Genomic DNA, 19,802 nt, shown 5'->3' with positions numbered 1-19,802 from the left:
GGCGGGCTCGCTCCCGGCCCCGCGCGCTCCGTGCCCGCCGCGCGCCCGCCCCGGGCACGGGACACCGCCCCACCACGCGGGAGACCGCCCGGCGTACGGGGCGACAAGCCCGATGTGGGGTGGGGACGATGTCCGGACGACGCCGGCGGGCAGTGCCCGGCCGGCGGAGCACGGCCCGCCCGGGCGGGGCCGAGGGGGTGGGGTCCGGACGCCGCCGGTCGCCCGGCAGCGCGCTCAGGAAGCGGCCGAGAGGGCCACCACCTCCGGGATGCGGAAGGGCTTCATGCAGCCGCCGCAGACGATCGGGGCCTGCGCCAGGACCGAGGGGACCACCCGGACGTTGCGCCCGCAGTCGCAGACCGCCTTGACCCGGACGCCGCCGCCGGAGGAGCCGTGGCGGGCCGCCGGGCCGCGGAAGCTGCGCTTGGTGTCGGCGGCGGTGGCGGCCGTGTGCGCCTTGAGGGCGCGCTGCAGCCGCTCCATCGTCGGGCGGTAGCGCTTCTTCGCCTCGGCGTTGAGCGTGACCAGCGAGAAGCCGCTGCTGGCATGCGGCTCGTCGGAGTGGTCCAGCCCCATCTCCTCGGCGATCGCGAGGAATCTGCGGTTGTGGTAGCGGCCGGCGCGGGAGGTGTCACGGACCCCGCGGGCGGCGGCGATGCCGTGGACTGCCTCGTGCAGCAGTCGCTCGAAGGAGAGCTCGGCGCCGCAGGCGGACGAGGACTCTCCGATCAGGGACTCGGGCGCGGCAAGGTCAGGCAGCTCGGGGTGGTACCGCTGAATGTCGGCCCACGCCTGCGCCAGCTCTGCGGCGAGAACAGGTGGTGTCGTGCTCACGTCGTGACAACGAGCCGAGGTGCCCGGGTGTTCCGATTCCGGGCCATTCCAAATTTTTTGCACGTACCAGTCAGTTCAGCCTCATGCGTCCTGACGAGGACGGGTGCGCCGATGTCAGGAGGAGTCGGTACGTAACGTCGACCGGCAGACGTCAGCCCCGGCGTGCGGCACTCGCCGCGCGCCGGGGCTGAGGAGCCGTCAGTACGAGCGCGCGACGATCGCGAGGGTACCGGGGGCGTCGTCGGCCTGCGGGACCGACCCGTCCTCGGCGATCAGGCAGCGGACGGAGACGGCCTGCTCGGCCAGCTTCGCCTCGCCCTCCGGACCGAGGTCGGCCCACGGGATGCGCGCCCAGCCGCCCGCGATGGCGGCCTCGGCGGCCTCCTCGATGGTCGCGACGTCGGACGTGCGGGACTCACGGCGCTCGCGGGACTCGCGCAGCAGCTGCGCCTGGTCCTCGTCCAGCACCTTGGGCAGCAGGTCGAGCAGCTCGGTGATCTGGACCGGCTCCTTGCCACCCGGAATGCGGCGGGCCAGCATCGCGGTGCCGTTCTCCAGGTCGCGCGGGCCGATCTCGATGCGGACCGGTACGCCCTTGAGCTCCCAGTCGACGGCGCGGCGGCCGAACGGGGTGTCGACGCGGTCGTCGACGTGCACGCGCAGACCGGCGGCCTTCAGCTGGTCGCCCAGCTCGCGGACCTTCGCCACGGCCTCGTCGCCCTTGATCGCCATGACGACGACCTGGACGTGGGCCAGGCGCGGCGGGACCCGCAGGCCGCTGTCGTCGCCGTGGGACATGATCAGGCCGCCGACCATGCGGGTCGAGACGCCCCACGAGGTCTGCCAGACGAGCTCCTGCTTGCCTTCCTTCGACAGGTACTGCGTGTTGAAGGCCTTGGCGAAGTTGGTGCCGAGCTCGTGGCTCGTGCCCATCTGCAGGGCCTTGCCGTCGCCCATCATGCCCTCGAGGGTGAGGGTGTTGATGGCGCCGGCGAAGCGCTCCTTGGCGGTCTTGCGGCCGAGGACCACGTCGATGCCGAGGACGTTCTTCATGAAGTCGCCGTAGACGTCCGTGTGGATCCGGGCGGCGTAGTCGCGGGCGTCCTCGTAGGTGGCGTGGGCGGTGTGGCCCTCCTGCCAGAGGAACTCGCTCGTACGGAGGAACACGCGCGGGCGCATCTCCCAGCGGACCACGTTGGCCCACTGGTTGATCAGCAGGGGCAGGTCGCGGTAGCTCTGGACCCACTTGGAGAAGTAGTCGTTGATGATCGTCTCGGAGGTGGGCCGGACGACGACCGGCTCTTCGAGCTCCTTGCCGCCGCCGTGCGTGACGACCGCCAGCTCGGGGGCGAAGCCCTCGACGTGCTCGGCTTCCTTCGTCAGGTACGACTGCGGGATGAACAGCGGGAAGTAGGCGTTCTGGGCGCCCGCTTCCTTGATGCGCGCGTCCATCTCCTGCTGCATCCGCTCCCACAGCCCGTAGCCGTACGGTCGGATGACCATCGTGCCGCGCACCGGGCCGTTGTCGGCCAGCTCGGCCTTGTTGATCAGATCCTGGTACCAGCGGGGGAAATCCTCCGCCTGCGGGGTGAGAACGGGTGCCTTTGCCATGGCGCGAATGGTACGGCGCCGCGCGCGTCGAGCGTGAATCGGGTGACCCGCTCCTCTGGACGCGGGGGCGAATGGGGAGTTCTCTGGCAACGGGGGCAGGGGGGCGAGACGGAATCAGGAGCGCTCTTTCGATGACACCGACGCCGACGGCGACGCTCGTCGCCCGGGACTGGGCGGAGATCCAGGAACGGATGCTGGTACCGCTGTACGAAGCGGTCTACGACCGGCTGGAGGTCGGGCCGGGCGACCGGCTGCTGGGCCTCGACTGCGGGGCCGGTCTGCCCCTGTTGCTGGCGGCCGGGCGGGGTGCCTCGGCCACGGGCGTGGAGGCGGATCCGGCGCGGCGCGCGCTGGCGCGCGAGCGGCTGCTGGAGGTGCTGGCGGCCCCGCCGTCGCAGCCCGCGGCGGACCGCCCCTACGACGCCCTGCTGGCCTTCTCGCCCACCCGGGCGGCCCTGGCCTCGGCGCTGCCCCTGGTGCGGCGCGGCGGGGCCGTGGTGCTGGCCGGCTGGGGTCCCGCGGAGCGCTGCACGGTGCCCTCGGTCCTCGGCCGCGGGCCGGTGCCGCGGGACCTGGACGCGCTGGCGGAGGGGGCCGGGCTGCGGCCGGACGGATCGGGGCGGGTGTTCTGCCCGTTCGGGTACGCGGACGTGGACAGCGCGGTGCGGGGGCTGGTGTCGACGGGGCTCTACGACGCGGCCGCGGATCCCGCGCTGGCGGAGAAGGAGCTGGCCGAGGCGCTTCACCCGTTCGAGCGGTCCGACGGCGCCGTGTGGCTGCCGAACATCTTCCGGTACGTGATCGCCCGGGTGGCGTAACGGCCGCCCGTCAGTCGGTGGAGTGCGCCTTCGTCAGCCGCGGGATGCCCGCGGCGGCGTAGGCGGCCGTCTCGTCGAGGGTCTCGTTGGCGAGGAGGGCCTCCGCGAGCGCGTCGAGCTTCGGCCGGTGCTCGCGCAGCAGGCGGCAGGCCTCCACGTAGCACTCGTCGACGATCCGGCGCATCTCGTGGTCCACGGCGTCGAGGGTGGCGGGGGCGGCGGTCAGGCCGTACGGGCTCTGCGCGTCGGACGGGATCGCGGTGAGCCGGCCGATGCGCTCGCTCATGCCCCAGCGGCCGACCATGCCGCGCACGATGTTGGTGACCTGTTCCAGGTCGTTCTCCGCGCCCGTGGTGATGACGTCGTAGACGGTCTGTTCGGCGGCCATGCCGCCCAGCGCCCCGATGATGCGGCCGCGCAGGTAGTCCTCCGTGTACGCGTACCGGTCCGCGTCGGGGACCGAGAGGGTGACGCCGAGCGCCCGGCCGCGGGGGACGATGGTGATCTTGCGGACGGGGTCGGCGCCCGGCTGGAGCATCCCGAGGAGGGCGTGTCCGCTCTCGTGGTACGCCGTACGGCGGCGCTCCTCCTCCGGCATCACCAGCGGCCGCTCCGCGCCCAGCTGCACCTTCTCCAGGGCGTCGGACAGGTCGGACTGCGTGACCTGCCGCTGCCGGCGTTTGACGGCGAGCAGCGCGGCCTCGTTGGCCAGGTTGGCCAACTCGGCGCCGGTCATGCCGGGGGTGGTCGTGGCGACCTGGGCCAGGTCGACCCCGTCGGCGAGGGGGATGTCGCGGGTGTGGATGCGCAGGATGGCCTCGCGGCCGGCCCGGTCCGGCGGGGAGACGACCACGGTGCGGTCGAAGCGACCGGGGCGGGTCAGGGCCGGGTCCAGCACGTCGGCGCGGTTGGTGGCGGCGAGCACGACGACGCCCTCCGAGCCCGAGAAGCCGTCCATCTCGGTGAGGATCTGGTTCAGGGTCTGCTCGCGTTCGTCGTGGCCGCCCATGGCCGCGCCGCCGCCGCGGATCCGCCCGATGGTGTCGATCTCGTCGATGAAGATGATCGCGGGGGCCACCTTGCGCGCCTCGGCGAACAGCTCCCGCACCCGGGAGGCGCCCACGCCGACGATCATCTCGATGAACTCGGAGGCGGAGGCGGAGAAGAACGGCACCCCGGCCTCGCCCGCGACGGCCCGCGCGAGCAGGGTCTTGCCGGTGCCGGGCGGGCCGGCCAGCAGGACCCCGCCGGGCATCCGGGCGCCCATCCTGCGGTAGGACTGCGGGTTCTTGAGGAAGTCGACGACGTCGTGGAGTTCCCCCTGCACCTCGTCGATCCCGGCCACGTCCTCGAAGGTGGTGCGCGGGGCGCCCTCCTCCAGCTCCACCGGCTTGGGCGGGGCCTTGCGGCCGAGCCCGCCCATGCCGCCCATGCCCGCGCCCATGCGCCGGGCGACGAACACCCACAGGAGGACCAGCAGCAGCACCGGGGCGAGGGAGAGCAGCAGGTTGGCGAGGAAACTGCGCTGTTCGACGACCGGGCGGGCCGTCACGTTCACGTTCTGCTTGGTGAGGTTGGCCCACAGGTCGTCGTCGGCGAAGGCCGGGCGCTGGGTGACGAACTTGGTGTAGTCGCCCTTGTCGCCGTCGGGCAGGGGCTGCTTGGCCTTCAGCTCGCCCTGGATGGCGTCGCCCTTGGAGTAGATCTTCGAGACGTTGCCGCTCGCGACCTGCTTGCTGAACTCGGTGTACGAGATGGTCGGCTCGTCGCCCTCGTTGAAGAAGGACAGCACCAGGTTGGCGATCAGGTACGCGATCAGGGCGAAGAGGACGAGCATGCGCCAGCCGCCCGGCAGCTTCTTCTTGGCGGGAGGCGTGGGCGGTGCGCCCTCCGAGCGCCAGGGCGTATCGGCCCGGTCTCGGGGCGGTACGGGGGATGGGCTGGGCACCGGTCCTCCTTCTGCCGTCCCCCCGGCCGACGATAAGGGATAAACCGGACCGTCGCCCCGGCGGGAACGCGAAGGGCCCCGGCCGTGCGAACACGGCCGGGGCCCTTCTGGTGAAGCACTACTTCATGAACTTCTTGAACTCGTCCGGGAGGTCGAAGTCCTGGCCGCCCTGACCGCCGGCGGGAAGGCCGAACGGGTTGGACCCGGCCGCGGGCTCGATCGCCTGCGCGCCCTGCTCGCGGCGGGCCGCCGCTGCGGCCTCCTCTTCCCGGCGCTTCATCGGGTTGCCGCTCTTGCGCTTGCCCTTGGCCTGCTTGACCTGCTTCTTCTGCCGGCCGGGGCCGCCGCCCATCCCGGGGATGCCGGGCATGCCCGGCAGGCCGCCGCCCTGGGCCATGCGGGACATCATCTTGCGGGCGTCGAAGAACCGCTCGACGAGCGACTTGACGGCGCTGACCTCGGTGCCGGAACCCTTGGCGATGCGCGCGCGGCGCGAGCCGTTGATGATCGTCGGGTCCTGGCGCTCGGCCGGGGTCATCGACTTGATGATCGCGGCGGTGCGGTCCACGTCGCGCTCGTCGATGTTGTTGATCTGGTCCTTGATCTGCCCCATGCCGGGCAGCATGCCGAGCAGCTTGGAGATGGAGCCCATCTTGCGGACCTGCTCCATCTGGGCCAGGAAGTCGTCGAGCGTGAACTCCTTGGGGCCCTTGGCGAGCTTGGCCGCCATCTTCTCGGCCTCGGCCTGCGAGAAGGTCTTCTCGGCCTGCTCGATGAGGGTGAGCATGTCACCCATGTCGAGGATCCGGCCCGCCATGCGGTCCGGGTGGAAGGCGTCGAACTCGTCCAGCTTCTCGCCGTTCGAGGCGAACATGATCTGCTTGCCGGTGACGTGCGCGATGGAGAGCGCGGCACCGCCTCGGGCGTCGCCGTCGAGCTTGGAGAGCACCACGCCGTCGAAGCCGACGCCGTCGCGGAAGGCCTCGGCGGTGTTGACCGCGTCCTGACCGATCATGGCGTCGACGACGAAGAGGATCTCGTCGGGGCTGACGGCGTCGCGGATGTCCGCGGCCTGCTGCATCAGCTCCTGGTCGATGCCGAGGCGGCCGGCGGTGTCGACGATGACGATGTCGTGCTGCTTGGTGCGCGCGTACTCGACGGAGTCCTTGGCCACCTGGACCGGGTCGCCGACGCCGTTGCCGGGCTGGGGACCGTAGAACGCCACGCCGGCGCGGTCGGCGACGACCGAGAGCTGGTTGACGGCGTTGGGGCGCTGGAGGTCGCAGGCGACGAGGAGCGGGGTGTGGCCCTGCCCCTTCAGCCAGAGGCCGAGCTTTCCGGCGAGGGTGGTCTTACCGGCACCCTGGAGACCGGCCAGCATGATCACGGTGGGAGCGGTCTTGGCGAAGCGGAGCCGCCGGGTCTCGCCGCCGAGGATCGTGACGAGCTCGTCGTTCACGATCTTCAGGACCTGCTGACCGGGGTTCAGCGCCTTGCTGACCTCCTCGCCGCGGGCGCGTTCCTTGACGTTCGCGATGAAGGAACGGACGACCGGGAGGGCGACGTCGGCCTCGAGGAGGGCGATACGGATTTCCCGGGCCGCGGAGTCGATGTCAGCCTCGGACAGCCGGCCTTTGCCGCGCAGGCCCTTGAAGGTATTCGCCAAGCGGTCGGAGAGCGTATCGAACACGGTGGTCGCGATTCCTCGGGTCGGGGGCGGTGTGGTTGCCCCCCAGGGTATCGGGCCGGGCCGCGTGGTGGGCCCGGCGGTGTGCACCGGGGCTCCGCCCGGGCCCGCGCCTCGATCGCCGGCGAGGCTGGACATGGCTGATGCCGTCCTGCCCGGCGCGTCTCAAGGACCGGGGCTCGCCCCGCACCCCGCTCCTCAAACGCCGGAGGGGCTGGATTCGGCTCGCGCCGCCGGCCAGGCGCGGCTGGATCGCCCGCAGGCGGTCCAGCCGCGCCCGGCGTTTGAGGGCACGGGCGCGCAGCGCACGTGGGGGGTCCGGGGCGGAGCCCCGGGGAACGGTGGAAGGGCGGGTAGGGGACCGGCCCCGCGCAGCGGCCCCACCCGCACCCGCTAGGCCAGCGCGGCCTCCACCAGCCCGGCCAGGGCCGCCGCCTCCTCCGTGTCCAGCGGTTTGCCCTCCGGCGTGGTGACGTACAGGGTGTCCACCGCGTTCGCGCCCAGTGTCGAGACGTGCGCGCTGCGCACCCGCACCCCCCGGGACTCCAGGGCGCGCCCGATCCGGTGCAGCAGCCCGACAGCGTCCGGCGCGCGCACCTCCAGGACGGTGGCCAGCGAGGAGACGTCCGCGACGACGGTGACCCGGGGCGGCGGGGGCACCACCCCGCGCCGCCGGGGGTAGGCCGCCTCGCGGTCGGCCAGCTTCGTCGGGACGTCCAGCGAGCCGTCCAGCGCGCGGACCAGGTCGGTCCGCAGCCGGGCCGCCTGCGGCAGCGCGCCGTACTCCGCCGACACCCGCCACCGCAGCACCAGGACCTCACCGAGCTGGTCCGGGAGCTCGGTGGAGCGCAGGTCCGCCGCCCGCACCGTGAGCCGGTGCAGGGCGAGCACCCCGGCGACGGCCGGGAGGACCCCCGGCTGGTCGGGGACGGCCACGACGAGTTCCACGCCGACCGCGTCCTCCTCGTGCCGGGCCTGGAGCGCCAGCACCGGCTCACCCGTGCGCAGGGCCTCCACCGCGAGGCGTTCCTGTTCCGCGGTCGGGATCTCCGGCTCCCCCGCCGCCGGGGCGGTGCCGCGCAGGACGGCGGCGGCCCGTGCGACGAGGTCCGCCACGAGGGAGCCGCGCCAGGCGCTCCACGCGGCCGGGCCGGTGGCGAGGGCGTCGGCCTCCGTGAGGGCGTGCAGTATCTCCAGCGTGCCCACCGACCCGACGGCCTCGGCGACCGAGCGGACGGTCGCGGGGTCGTCCAGGTCCCGCCGCGTCGCGGTGTCGATGAGCAGCAGGTGGTGGCGTACGAGCGTGCCCAGGACGGCGGTGTCCCGTTCGTCGAAGCCGACCCGGGCGGCGACGTCGCGGGCGATGGTCTCGCCGGCCACCGAGTGGTCCCCGGGCCAGCCCTTGCCGATGTCGTGCAGGAGGGCGGCCATCAGGAGCAGGTCGGGGCGGCCGACCCGGCGGGTGAGGGCCGAGGCGCGCACGGCCGTCTCGATGAGGTGGCGGTCCACCGTCCAGGTGTGGACGGGGTTGCGCTGGGGGCGGCAGCGCACCCGCTCCCAATCGGGCAGCAGCCTCCCGATCAGGCCTTCGGCTTCCATGGCTTCCCAGACGGCGACGGTCGGCTCCCCCGCGCCCAGTAGCGTCACCAGCTGCTCGCGGGCCTCGGCGGGCCACGGCACCGGGAGCTGCTTCGCCTGCGCGGCGAGCCTGCGTACGGCGTGCGGCGAGACGGGGAGGCCCGCCTGCGCGGCGGCCGCGGCGAAGCGGAGCGGGAGCACCGGGTCGCGGTCGGGGCGCGCGGCCAGGGCCAGTACGGCCTCGCCGTCGGACTCCACGACCCCGTCGGCGAGCGGTGCCCGCGCGGCGGCCGGGGCGCCCTTGCCGCCGAGCAGCCCGCGGAGCCTGGGGCGGGCGGAGCGCGCCCGCAGCACCCGGCCGACCTCGCGCCAGGTCACGTCTCCGGCGTACGAGACCACGCGCGCGGCCTCGTACACCTCGCGGAGCAGCGCGTCGGCGTCGAGCAGGCCGAGCCGGCCCGCGACCTGGTCCTGTTCCTGGAGGGAGAGCCGGTCGGTGGCGCGACCCGTGACGAGGTGGAGGGCGTCGCGGGCGTCGAGGAGCCGGCGGCGGGCCTGGGCGAGGCCTTCGCGCGGGGCGTCGGCCAGCCAGGACGCGGCGACGGCCCGCAGCGCCGTGATGTCGCGCAGGCCGCCGCGGGCCTCCTTGAGGTCGGGTTCGAGGAGGAAGCGCAGCTCGCCCGAGCGTTCGGCGCGGTCTCGGCACAGGGAGTGCAGTTGCGGGAGCCGCTTGGCGGCCTGGTTGCGCCAGTCGGCCAGGACGGAGGTGCGCAGTCCGGCGAGGAGCCCGGCGTCGCCCGCGACGGAGCGGGCGTCGAGCAGTCCGAGGTGCACCTTGAGGTCCTCGGCGGCGGTCTTGCGGGCCTCGGCTGGGGTTCGTACGGAGTGGTCGAGGGCGAGGCCGAGGTCCCACACGGGGTACCAGAGCCGGTCGGCGAGCGCGCCCAGTGCCCGCGGTTCGGTCTTGCCGTCGTGCAGCAGCACCAGGTCGAGGTCGCTGCGCGGGGAGAGTTCGGCCCTGCCGTAGCCGCCGACGGCCACGAGGGCGGCGCCCCGGACTCCCGTCTCCCGTGCGGCGGTCGTGAACAGGGCGGTCAGCCATTCGTCGGTCAGCCCGGCCAGCGCGGAACGCCGCGAGGGCCCGGACCGCGACTCCTCCTGGAGGAGTCGCAGCCGGGCCGCGGCGTATCCGCCGGCTCCCGAGTCGGCCGTGTGGTCCGTGGGTTCTTCGACGCTCGTCACCCGGGAGCTCCTTCGCCTAGAGCGCGTCCGCGCCGCGCTCGCCGGTGCGGACCCGTACGACCGAGTCCACGGGGACGCTCCACACCTTGCCGTCGCCGATCTTGCCGGTGGCGGCCGCGCTCACGATGACGCGGATCAGCTCCTCGGCGTCGGAGTCGTCGACCAGCACCTCGATGCGGATCTTGGGGACGAGGTCGACCTGGTACTCGGCGCCGCGGTAGACCTCGGTGTGGCCGCGCTGGCGGCCGTAGCCGCTGGCCTCGGTGACGGTGAGGCCCTGGACTCCGAAGGTCTGGAGGGCTTCCTTGATCTCGTCCAGCTTGTGCGGCTTGACGATCGCGGTGATCAGCTTCATGCGTCGACCTTCTTGTTCGCGGCGGAGTGGGTGGGGGCGGCGGGGGTGTTGCGCGAGGCCGCACCGCCGCCGGCGCCGCTGAAGTCGTAGGCGGTCTCGGCGTGTTCGATCTGGTCGATGCCGACGACCTCGTCGTCCTCGGTGACCCTCATTCCGATGGTCTTGTCGAGGAGGAAGGCGAGCAGCGCGGACGCCACCAGAGAGTAGGCGAGGACGGAGAAGACTCCGATGGCCTGCTTGCCGAGCTGTTCGAGGCCGCCGCCGTAGAAGAGGCCGGCCGCGTCGGACTGGACCCCGCCGGTGGCGAAGAGGCCGACGAGGAGCGAGCCGACGACACCGCCGACGAGGTGGACGCCGACCACGTCGAGGGAGTCGTCGTAGCCGAACTTGTACTTGAGGCCGACGGCCACGGCGCAGAGCAGACCGGCGATGGCGCCGATGGCGATCGCGCCGAGCGGGGAGCAGGAGCCGCCGGAGGGGGTGATGGCGACGAGGCCGGCGACCGCGCCGGAGGCGGCACCGAGGGTGGTGAAGGAGCCGTGGCGCAGCTTCTCGTAACCGAGCCAGGCGAGCATGGCGGCGGCGGTGGCGACCTGGGTGTTGACGAACATGACCGCGCCCACGCCGTCGTCGTTGCCGAGCCAGGAGCCCGCGTTGAAGCCGAACCAGCCGAACCAGAGCAGACCGGCGCCGAGCATCACGAGCGGGAGGCTGTGGGGGCGCATCGGGTCCTTCTTGAAGCCGACGCGCTTGCCGATGACGAGGATCACGCCGAGGGCGGCGGCGCCGGCGTTGATGTGGACGGCGGTGCCGCCCGCGAAGTCGATGACGCCGAGCTCGAAGAGCCAGCCGCCGGCGCCCCACACCCAGTGGGCGACGGGGAAGTACACGACCGTGACCCACAGGGCCGTGAACAGGACCCAGGCACTGAACTTCACCCGGTCGGCGAGGGCGCCGCTGATCAGGGCGGGGGTGATCACGGCGAACATCAGCTGGAAGACGGCGAAGACGTAGACCGGGATGGTGTAGCCGTCCCACAGCTCGGTGATCCCGATGCCGCTGAGGCCCACGTAGTCGGAGTTCCAGCCGATGAGGGAGCCGGAGTCGGTGCCGAAGGCGAGGCTGAAGCCGTAGAGGACCCAGAGGATCGTGACGATCCCGAGGCTGATGAAGCTCATCATCAGCATGTTGAGGCTGCTCTTGACGCGGACCATGCCTCCGTAGAAGAAGGCGAGTCCCGGGGTCATCAGCATGACCAGGGCGGAGCAGATGAGCATGAACCCGGTGTTCGCGGCAGACAGCGTCGGGGCGTCTGCCGCGAGGGTCGTGATGGCTGATGCCATCGGCGTCTCCTCGTCGTCGGTACGTTCGCGTGCGGGCGATCGTGAAAACCTGAGCGGCGGCGTTGGGAACTGGCCGGTTATTGGCCATGAGATTCGCGCAGGCCGGTTTCCGGCGGCGCCGCCAGGTGTTTCGCTCCGATGACGAAGAGGTCGGACGTGTTACGCGTCCATGAACTGGGTGGGTGATCCACCCGGCCGCGGCAGTACCCGGACGTCCTGGCTGGGGGAGCCTGATCGGGCTTCACGGGGTGACTGCCGCGGCCGGTGCCTTGGGGGCGGCCGCTCGGGCCGTCAGACGGCCTCCGCGGCTTCGGGGAGGCGCGAGGCGAGGTGGTCGGTGAGCCGGACGATCTCGGCCACGTCCCCGTATTCACGGGCGGCGGTGTCGACGGTCTTGCGCAGCCGGGTGTTCACCCGTTCGGACCGCACCTTTCCCGCCACGTCGAGGGCCCGGTCGACGAGGACCGCGGCCTGCTCGGGCTCGCGCTGGAGCAGGTGCACGGTGGCCATGCCGATGAGGTTGAGGGCGTAGGAGCGCTGGTGCTCCTCGTCCTTCTCGAAGAGTTCGACGGCCCGTTCCATGACGGGTTCGGCGAGGGAGGCGTACATGGGGCTGCGCCCTGCGACATAGGCCAGATCGCGGTACGAGTGGGAGTTCTCGCCGTTCAGTTCGGCCTCGGAGAAGAAGCGGATCCAGTCGGGTTCGGGCTCGCCGCCTCCGAAGCCGACGTCACCGAAGGTGTCCTCGGCCATCCGCACGGCCCGCTTGCAGCGGCTGGGCTGGCCCATGTTGGCGTAGGCGCGGGCCTCCATCGCATACAGCATGGCCTGGGTGCGCGGGCCGGCGCAGTCGCGGCTGCCGTACTGGGCGAGGTGGATGAGTTCCAGGGCGTCCTCGGGGCGGCCCAGGTGGATCATCTGGCGGCTCATGCCGGAGAGGATGTACGAGCCCAGCGGCTTGTCCCCGGCCTCCTTCGCGGCGTGCAGCGCGAGGACGAAGTACTTCTGGGCCGTGGGGTGCAGGCCGATGTCGTAGCTCATCCAGCCGGCCAGTTCGGCGAGTTCCGCGGCGACCTTGAAGAGCCGCTTCATGACGGGCGCCGGGTGGTTCTCCTGGAGCAGGTCGGTGACCTCGTGGAGCTGGCCGACGACGGCCTTGCGGCGCAGACCGCCGCCGCACTGGGCGTCCCACTGGCGGAACATGACGGTGGTCGCGTCGAGCAGGTCGAGTTCCGGTTCGGAGAGCCGGGGCGGGCGGCGGCCGCCCGCCGGCCCCGCTTCCCGCGATCCCGGGTCGGCGGCCGGGACCGGTACGAGCCAGCGCTGCATGGGCTCGATGAGGGCGGGGCCGGCGGAGAGGGCGAGCGAGGTCCCGAGGAAGCCGCGGCGGGCCAGCATCAGGTCGCTGCGGGAGAACTCGCCGAGCAGTTCGACGGTCTGCGGGCCGGCCCACGGCAGGTCGACCCCGGACACGGAGGGGGTCTGGTGGGCGGTGCGCAGGCCGAGCTGCTCGATGGCGACGACGGAGCCGAAGCGCTCGGAGAAGAGCTCGGAGAGGATCCGCGGGACGGGCTCACGGGGCTGTTCACCGTCGAGCCAGCGGCGCACCCGGGAGGTGTCCGTACTGATGTGGTGGGCGCCCATCTGGCGGGCCCGGCGGTTGACCTGGCGGGCGAGCTCGCCCTTGGACCAACCGCTGCGGACGAACCACGACGTCAGCTGTTCGTTGCGCGCGGCAGCGTCGTCCGTCGTTCCGCTTGCGCTGTTGCCGCTCACTGGAACGCCCCCATCCGCTCAGCATCTTCCACACGAAACCCTGGCCGTGACGCCGGGCGTCACCACGGACCTTCACAGGTCCTCCACACATTGCCTCCGGCATACCCACGCTTGGGGCCGCCTTCGGGGTTCGTGTACCGAAAGTAATCCTACGATCACCCCTGCGGCGAGGTCGATTGCGGAAACGCCACCATTCGCCACCCCTTCGAATGAACTCGCCACCGGCCAGGCGCGATTCACTTGACACGAGGTGAGAACGGTCCGGTTGGACTGGAGTGCGCTCGGGGCGCGCGCGGCGAGGAGTGCGCCGGGCGACGGCGGGCCGCACCCCGCGGCAGCAGGTCCCACCGGCCTCGTAACCACCGGCGCGTCCGACCCGTTGGAGGGGGCATGGGCATGGGCTTCACGATCGGCGGCAGCCGCGGCACCAAAGAATTCCGTTCGGGCGCCCGGCGCCGCGGCCGGACCTCGGAGTGCACGGCGGTGGCGGAGTACACCGGACTGTGGGGCTGGGACGTGGTTCCCGGCGCGCGGGCCGCGGCACCCGCCCGCGACTGTTCCTGCGGGGACGCGCGGTGCGCGGCACCCGGGGCGCACCCCCTGCCCTTCGCCCCCACGGTCAAGGCCGGGGCCACCCTGGACGAGGTCACCGAGGCCTGGAGCGAGTACCCGGGCGCGGCGGTGCTGCTCCCGGTGGGCCGCTCCTTCGACGTGATCGAGGTCTCCGGGGAGGCGGGGCGGCGCGCGCTGGTACGGCTGGAGCGGATGGGCCTGCCGCTCGGCCCGGTGGTCTCGACCCCCGACGGGCGGGCCCAGTTCTTCGTGGCGCCGGGCGCGGCGGCCGAGCTGCCGCAGCTGCTGTACCGGATGGGCTGGGACGACGCCGACCTGGACCTGAAGGCCCTGGGCGAGGGGGCCTTCGTGACGGTGCCGCCGTCGGACCGGGCCGGGCTCGGCCAGGTCGTCTGGCTGCGGCCCCCGGCACTGGACAACGCCGGCGGCCCGCCCCAGGCCCGCCTCCTGCTGGGCACCCTCGCCTACACCTGCCACCGCTTCCGCGGCTAGGCCCGGCCCGGCCCGCCTACGGCAGTGCCCCCGCGTTCCGATGGGACGCGGGGGCACCGGAGTGCGTACGGGTGATGCTCAGTCGCCGATCAGGGCGTCCACGAACGCCTCCGGCTCGAAGGGGGCCAGGTCGTCCGCGCCCTCGCCGAGGCCGACGAGCTTGACCGGGACGCCCAGCTCGCGCTGGACGGCGACGACGATGCCGCCCTTGGCCGTGCCGTCGAGCTTGGTCAGCACGATGCCGGTGATGTCCACGACCTCGGCGAAGACCCGGGCCTGGGTCAGACCGTTCTGGCCGGTGGTGGCGTCCAGGACCAGCAGGATCTCGTCCAGCGGGCCGTGCTTCTCGACGACGCGCTTGACCTTGCCGAGCTCGTCCATGAGGCCGGTCTTGGTGTGCAGCCGGCCGGCGGTGTCGATGAGCACCACGTCGGCGCCCTCGGCGATGCCCTCCTTGACCGCGTCGTAGGCGATCGAGGCCGGGTCGCCTCCCTCGGGGCCGCGTACGGTGCGCGCGCCGACGCGGTCGCCCCAGGTCTGGAGCTGGTCGGCGGCCGCCGCGCGGAAGGTGTCGGCCGCGCCGAGCACCACGCTGCGGCCGTCGGCCACCAGCACGCGGGCGAGCTTGCCGGTGGTGGTGGTCTTGCCGGTGCCGTTGACGCCGACGACCATGATCACGCCGGGGGTGTCCTCGCCGCTCTCCGTCTTCACGGCGCGGTCGAAGTCGGTGCCGACCAGGGTCAGCAGCTCCTCCTTGAGCAGGGCGCGCAGGTCCGCCGGGGTGCGGGTGCCGAGCACCTTGACCCGCTCGCGGAGCCTGTCCACGAGCTCCTGGGTCGGGACGACGCCGACGTCGGCGACGAGCAGGGTCTCCTCGATCTCCTCCCAGGTGTCCTCGTCGAGGTGCTCCCGGGAGAGCAGCGTGAGCAGGCCCTTCCCGAGGGAGTTCTGCGAGCGGGCGAGCCGGGCCCGCAGCCGGACGAGGCGGCCGGCGGTGGGCTCGGGCACCTCGATCACGGGCGTGACCGGGATCTCCGGCTCCGCGACCGGCACCTCTGCGGGAGCCTCTGCCTCCGCCTCGGGGAGGACGACCTCCTCGATGGTGCGGCGCGGTTCTTCCGCCGTCTCTACGGCGTCCTCCCCCACCTGCGGTTCGGCAGGCGGGGCAGTGATGGTCGGCGTGCTCGGCGGCGCCGGGGGCGGCAGCTGCTTCTTCTTGCGGCTGCTGACCACGAGCCCGCTGATGGCGCCGACCGCGACCAGGGCGATGACTACGGCAAGGATGAGGATGTCCATAACGCGTTCAGTATGCGTGACACCCCGGCCCCGACCCCGTTTCCGCAGGTGGGGCTCGCGGGCCTCACCTCCGGAAGCCCCACGGGGCCGTAAGCCCCTTTTTCCGCGTTCTACGGCAAACGTATGATGATGGGCAAATCCCCCCACCTTTCACGGAGCACGCATGCCTGCCCACGCCCCGACCGGAGCACCCGAGAGCGCGGTGGAGACGCGCGGCCTGGAACCCATCCCGGACGGCGAGCGCGGCGGTAGGGTCCGCGAGCTCGTACCCACCTGGGTCGCCGCCAACATCAGCGTGCTGCTGCTGACCATGGGCGCCGGACTGGTGATCTCCAACGGGCTGAACATCTGGCAGGTCCTCGTCGTCGCGGTCGCCGCGCCGGTGCTCTCGTACGGCATCGTCGGCCTGATCTCCATCGCCGGGAAGCGCGGCGGCGCCCCGGGCATGGCGCTTTCGCGAGCCGTGTTCGGGCAGCGCGGCAACCTCTTCCCCGGCGCCCTGATCTGGGTGGCCAGGTGGGGCTGGGAGACCATCAACGCGGTCAGCGGGGCCTACGCCGTCCTGACGGTGCTCGATCTGGTCTTCGACATCAAGAGCAGCACCACCCTCATCGTCGTCACCCTGCTCTTCTTCGTGGGCTGCACCTTCGTGGTCTCGGGGCTCGGGATCAACGCGCTGCGCGTCTGCTCGAAGTGGTCGACGTACCTCTTCGGAGCCTTCAGCGTGCTCGTGCTCGGCTACCTGGTCGCCACCACCGACTGGACCGCGGTCTTCGCCAAGCCCGCGGGCTCCACGGCGATGATGATCGCGGGCATCGGCACCATCGCGGCCGGCGGCATCAGCTGGGTCCCGTCCGGCCCGGACTTCACGCGCTACCTGCCGCGCACGGCCTCCGCCAAGGGCGTGGTGGGCGCGACCGTCGGCGGCGCCGGCGTCGTCGTCCTGCCCATGGTGCTCATGGGCGCCGTGATGGCGGTCGGCACCCCGGAACTGGCAGCGGCGCAGGACCCCGTCTCGTTCATCGGCGCGCTGCTGCCGACCTGGATCGCGGTCCCGTACCTGCTCGTCGCGCTCGTCGGCATGCTGCTGATCAACTCGATGTCCATGTACTCGGCCGGCTTCACCGCGCAGACCCTCGGCATCAAGGTGCCCCGCGCCTGGGCGGTGAGCGTCAACGCAGTCATCAGCCTGGTGTTCGGATTCCTCCTGATGGTCGTCGCGACCAGTTTCTTCGGCTCGTTCGTCTCCTTCCTGACGCTGCTGGCGGTGGCCTTCTCCGCGTGGATCGGCGTCTTCGGCGTGGACATGCTGCGCCGCAAGGAGTACGACGGGGCCGCGCTGCTGGACACCACCCCGAGCAGCGCCTACTGGTACAAGGGCGGTTTCGCCTGGCAGGCGATGACCGCGTGGGCCGCGGCCCTGGTCGTGGGGCTGCTGTTCACCGAGGTGGACTGGTTCGGCGGACCCCTGGCGGACACCTGGATCGGGCGGAACGGGCTCGGCTGGGCGGTCGGGATCCTGACCTCGGGGCTGCTGTACGCCGTACTGCCGCGCACTCCCGCACCGGCCGGGCGGGCGCCCGCCGAGGAGCGGGAGCTCGCCGGATCCCTGTCCAACTGACGCAACGTCAGCTAACGTCCCCCTTCGCTCGCCCACCCACATCCGGCGAAGGGGGACCTCTCCATGCCCATCACCGTGGCCCGGTTCAATCTCGTCGACCCGAACGGCACCCCGGAGTCCCTCTCCGCCCGCTACAAGGCGGCGCTGGAGATGGCCCGGTACGCCGACGACCTCGGGATCGACACCATCCAGACCGAGGAGCACCACGGCACCGGCAACAACTGGCTGCCCTCCCCCTTCGCCTTCGCGGGCGCGGTCTTCGGCGCCACCCGCCGGATCGCCGTCACCGTCTCGGCGATCATCGGGCCGCTGTACGACCCGCTGAAGGTGGCCGAGGACATCGCCGTACTGGACCTGCTGAGCGGCGGCCGCCTGGTCACCGTCGCGGGGATCGGCTACCGGCCCGAGGAGTACGAGCAGCACGGCGTGGAGTGGGGTCGTCGCGGGAAGCTCCAGGACGAGCTGTTGGAGACCCTGCTGAAGGCGTGGACCGGTGAGCCCTTCGAGTTCCGCGGCCGCACGGTCCGGGTCACCCCGAGGCCCTTCACCCAGCCGCACCCGATGCTGCTGGTGGGCGGGAGCTCCGAGGCGGCGGCGCGGCGCGCGGCCCGGCTCGGGCTGCCGTTCTTCCCCAGCGCGCACCTGCCGGAGCTGGAGGCGTACTACCACGCGAAGCTCGCCGAGTACGGCACGGAGGGCTTCTGCATGATGCCCGCGGCCGAGACCCCGCTGCTGCACATCGCGGAGGACCCCGACCGGGTCTGGGCCGAGCACGGCGAACGCTTCCTGCACGAGGCGGGCATGTACGCCTCCTGGCAGTCCAAGGACATCCGCAGCGCCGTACGGTCGGGCGCGCGCACGGTGGCGGAACTGCGCGCGGAGGGCGTGTACCGGATCCTCACCCCGGACGAGGCGGTCTCCTACGCCCGGACGGCCGGCGAGGCCGGGAACCTGGTGCTGCACCCCCTGTGCGGCGGGATGCCGATCGACGAGGGCTGGCGCAGCCTGCACCTGTTGTGCGAACAGGTACTGCCCCGGCTCAAGGACTGAGCCGGGGCAGTATCGAGGAGAAGGGGCGTTGGCGGGGGATGGTTACCCCATCTCCTCCAGCGCCTTGCCCTTGGTCTCCGGCACCCATTTGAGGATGAAGGGGATCGAGAGCAGGGCGAAGCCGGTGTAGATCATGTAGGCGCCGGACAGGTTCCAGTCCGACAGCGTCGGGAACGAGACCGTGATGACCCAGTTGGCGATCCACTGGGCGGCGGCCGCGACGCCGAGGGCCGCGGCCCGGATGTGACCCGGGAACATCTCGCCGAGGAGCACCCAGACCACCACGCCCCAGGACAGGGCGAAGAAGAGGACGAAGCAGTTCGCGGCGACGAGCGCCACGATGCCCTGCGTGTGCGGCAGGGAGATGTCGTCGCCGGTGCCGGACTTGAACGAGAACGCCCAGGCGGCCAGGCCCAGAGAGACCGCCATGCCGGCCGAGCCGATGAGGGCCAGGGGCTTGCGGCCGATGCGGTCCACGAGCGCCATGGCGATGACCGTACCGACGATGTTCACGACGGAGGTCTCGAAGGAGTACAGGAACGAGTCGCTCGGGTCGATGCCGACGGACTGCCACAGCAGGGAGCTGTAGTAGAAGATCACGTTGATGCCGACGAGCTGCTGGAAGACGGACAGGCCGATGCCGACCCACACGATGGGCAGGAAGCCGAACCGGCCGCCGAGCAGGTCCTTGAAGGTGGACTTCTGCTCGGTCCCCATGGCGTGCTCGATCTCGGCGATGCGCCCGTCGAGGTCGACGCGCTTGCCCTCCACCTCGGCGAGCACCTTCCGGGCCTCGGTCTTGCGGCCGACGGAGACGAGGTAGCGCGGGGATTCGGGGATGACGAAGGACAGCAGCCCGTAGACGACGGCCGGGACGACCATCACACCGAGCATCCACTGCCAGGCCTCCAGGCCCGCGATGTCACCGCGCTGGTCGCCGCCGGCGAGGTTGAGGATGCCCCAGTTGACGAGCTGGGAGACGGCGATGCCGATGACGATGGCGGCCTGCTGGAAGGAGGCGAGCCGACCGCGGTAGGCGGGCGGGGACACCTCGGCGATGTAGGCGGGCCCGATGACGGAGGCCATGCCGATGCCGAAGCCGCCGATCACGCGCCACATGGCGAGGTCCCAGAGGGCGAACGGCAGGGCCGAGCCGATGGCGCTCGCGGTGAAGAGGACGGCGGCGATCTGCATGCAGCGGATACGGCCGATCCGGTCGGCGATACGGCCGGCCGTGGCGGCGCCGAACGCGCAGCCGATCAGCGCGGCGGCGATCACCTGGGCGAGCGCCTCGGAGCCGACGTCGAAGCGTTCCCTGATGGCGACGACGGCGCCGTTGATGACAGAGCTGTCGTAGCCGAAGAGGAAACCGCCCATGGCCGCGGCGGCGGCGATGAAGATGACGCGGCCGAGGTGCTCGGGCCGCGGCGCGGCCGATCCGCCCGACGCCGGTTCCTGCGCTGTGCTGGTCAAGGTGTGCTCCGTGGGGGGTTTTGTCCGTTCTCCTAGTGGCGCACAGTTCAAGATCGAGCACCACCCGAAGGCGGGAGACAGCGGAGCGAGCTTATGTGTTCAGTT

At 72.0% G+C, this 19,802-nt stretch carries 14 protein-coding genes; 4 read left to right on the top strand and 10 right to left on the bottom strand.

All coding sequences use genetic code 11. The features are described from left to right. Positions 1-234: 234 nt before the first annotated feature. Both ACFYYJ_RS24365 and proS read right to left on the bottom strand, forming a co-directional pair. Positions 235-834: a hypothetical protein gene (locus tag ACFYYJ_RS24365; protein WP_385124400.1), complete on the bottom strand. Its 600-nt coding sequence runs from the start codon at positions 832-834 to the stop codon at positions 235-237. Positions 835-1,032: 198 nt separating this feature from the next. Next, complete coding sequence (proS, locus tag ACFYYJ_RS24360) at positions 1,033-2,445, bottom strand: proline--tRNA ligase (RefSeq protein ID WP_385365605.1); 1,413 nt, start codon at positions 2,443-2,445, stop codon at positions 1,033-1,035. 131 nt (positions 2,446-2,576) lie between these two features. Here proS and ACFYYJ_RS24355 point away from each other — a divergent pair, with 131 nt between their 5' ends. Next, positions 2,577-3,263: a methyltransferase type 11 gene (locus ACFYYJ_RS24355; protein WP_385124403.1), complete on the top strand. Its 687-nt coding sequence runs from the start codon at positions 2,577-2,579 to the stop codon at positions 3,261-3,263. 10 nt (positions 3,264-3,273) lie between these two features. On the opposite strand, the gene ftsH is transcribed toward ACFYYJ_RS24355, so the two are convergent. From ftsH to ACFYYJ_RS24325, 6 genes are all read right to left on the bottom strand, one after another. Further along, on the bottom strand, positions 3,274-5,211 hold the full coding sequence (gene ftsH / locus ACFYYJ_RS24350) for an ATP-dependent zinc metalloprotease FtsH (protein ID WP_389135338.1): 1,938 nt from the start codon (positions 5,209-5,211) through the stop codon (positions 3,274-3,276). 118 nt (positions 5,212-5,329) lie between these two features. Next, the gene (ffh, locus tag ACFYYJ_RS24345; RefSeq protein ID WP_385124406.1) at positions 5,330-6,901 is read right to left on the bottom strand and encodes a signal recognition particle protein; all 1,572 of its coding nucleotides are present in this window, start codon (positions 6,899-6,901) and stop codon (positions 5,330-5,332) included. 390 nt (positions 6,902-7,291) lie between these two features. Beyond that, positions 7,292-9,718 (bottom strand): [protein-PII] uridylyltransferase, encoded by a 2,427-nt coding sequence (locus ACFYYJ_RS24340; protein ID WP_389135335.1) that lies wholly within the window; start codon positions 9,716-9,718, stop codon positions 7,292-7,294. A gap of 16 nt (positions 9,719-9,734) precedes the next feature. Next, the gene (locus ACFYYJ_RS24335; RefSeq protein WP_030708521.1) at positions 9,735-10,073 is read right to left on the bottom strand and encodes a P-II family nitrogen regulator; all 339 of its coding nucleotides are present in this window, start codon (positions 10,071-10,073) and stop codon (positions 9,735-9,737) included. Next, entirely contained in the window at positions 10,070-11,416 is a 1,347-nt protein-coding gene (locus tag ACFYYJ_RS24330; RefSeq protein WP_389135332.1) for an ammonium transporter, read from the bottom strand. Before ACFYYJ_RS24330 ends, ACFYYJ_RS24335 begins: the two co-directional genes overlap by 4 nt. Before the next feature lie 291 nt (positions 11,417-11,707). Continuing rightward, positions 11,708-13,192, bottom strand: coding sequence for a hypothetical protein (locus ACFYYJ_RS24325; protein ID WP_385363248.1), 1,485 nt, complete (start codon positions 13,190-13,192; stop codon positions 11,708-11,710). Between the two features lie 396 nt (positions 13,193-13,588). On the opposite strand from ACFYYJ_RS24325, the gene ACFYYJ_RS24320 reads away from it, so the two are divergent. Beyond that, positions 13,589-14,257 (top strand): bifunctional DNA primase/polymerase, encoded by a 669-nt coding sequence (locus ACFYYJ_RS24320; protein ID WP_385131293.1) that lies wholly within the window; start codon positions 13,589-13,591, stop codon positions 14,255-14,257. 78 nt (positions 14,258-14,335) lie between these two features. On the opposite strand, the gene ftsY is transcribed toward ACFYYJ_RS24320, so the two are convergent. After that, the gene (ftsY, locus tag ACFYYJ_RS24315; protein ID WP_385131291.1) at positions 14,336-15,553 is read right to left on the bottom strand and encodes a signal recognition particle-docking protein FtsY; all 1,218 of its coding nucleotides are present in this window, start codon (positions 15,551-15,553) and stop codon (positions 14,336-14,338) included. 163 nt (positions 15,554-15,716) lie between these two features. Between ftsY and ACFYYJ_RS24310 the strand changes: the two genes are divergently transcribed. Together ACFYYJ_RS24310 and ACFYYJ_RS24305 are read left to right on the top strand one after the other, a co-directional pair. Beyond that, on the top strand, positions 15,717-17,174 hold the full coding sequence (locus ACFYYJ_RS24310; protein WP_389135329.1) for a purine-cytosine permease family protein: 1,458 nt from the start codon (positions 15,717-15,719) through the stop codon (positions 17,172-17,174). A gap of 63 nt (positions 17,175-17,237) precedes the next feature. Further along, positions 17,238-18,224, top strand: a complete 987-nt coding sequence (locus tag ACFYYJ_RS24305) for an LLM class flavin-dependent oxidoreductase (protein ID WP_385131286.1) — start codon at positions 17,238-17,240, stop codon at positions 18,222-18,224. Positions 18,225-18,266: 42 nt separating this feature from the next. On the opposite strand, the gene ACFYYJ_RS24300 is transcribed toward ACFYYJ_RS24305, so the two are convergent. Beyond that, the gene (locus tag ACFYYJ_RS24300) at positions 18,267-19,697 is read right to left on the bottom strand and encodes a sugar porter family MFS transporter (RefSeq protein ID WP_385131283.1); all 1,431 of its coding nucleotides are present in this window, start codon (positions 19,695-19,697) and stop codon (positions 18,267-18,269) included. Positions 19,698-19,802: the final 105 nt, after the last annotated feature.

Source organism: Streptomyces sp. NPDC002467 (assembly GCF_042889825.1).
Classification (GTDB): Bacteria; Actinomycetota; Actinomycetes; order Streptomycetales; family Streptomycetaceae; genus Streptomyces.
The sequence above is the reverse complement of the archived record's forward strand: the minus strand, read 5'-3'. Positions and strand labels throughout refer to the sequence as shown.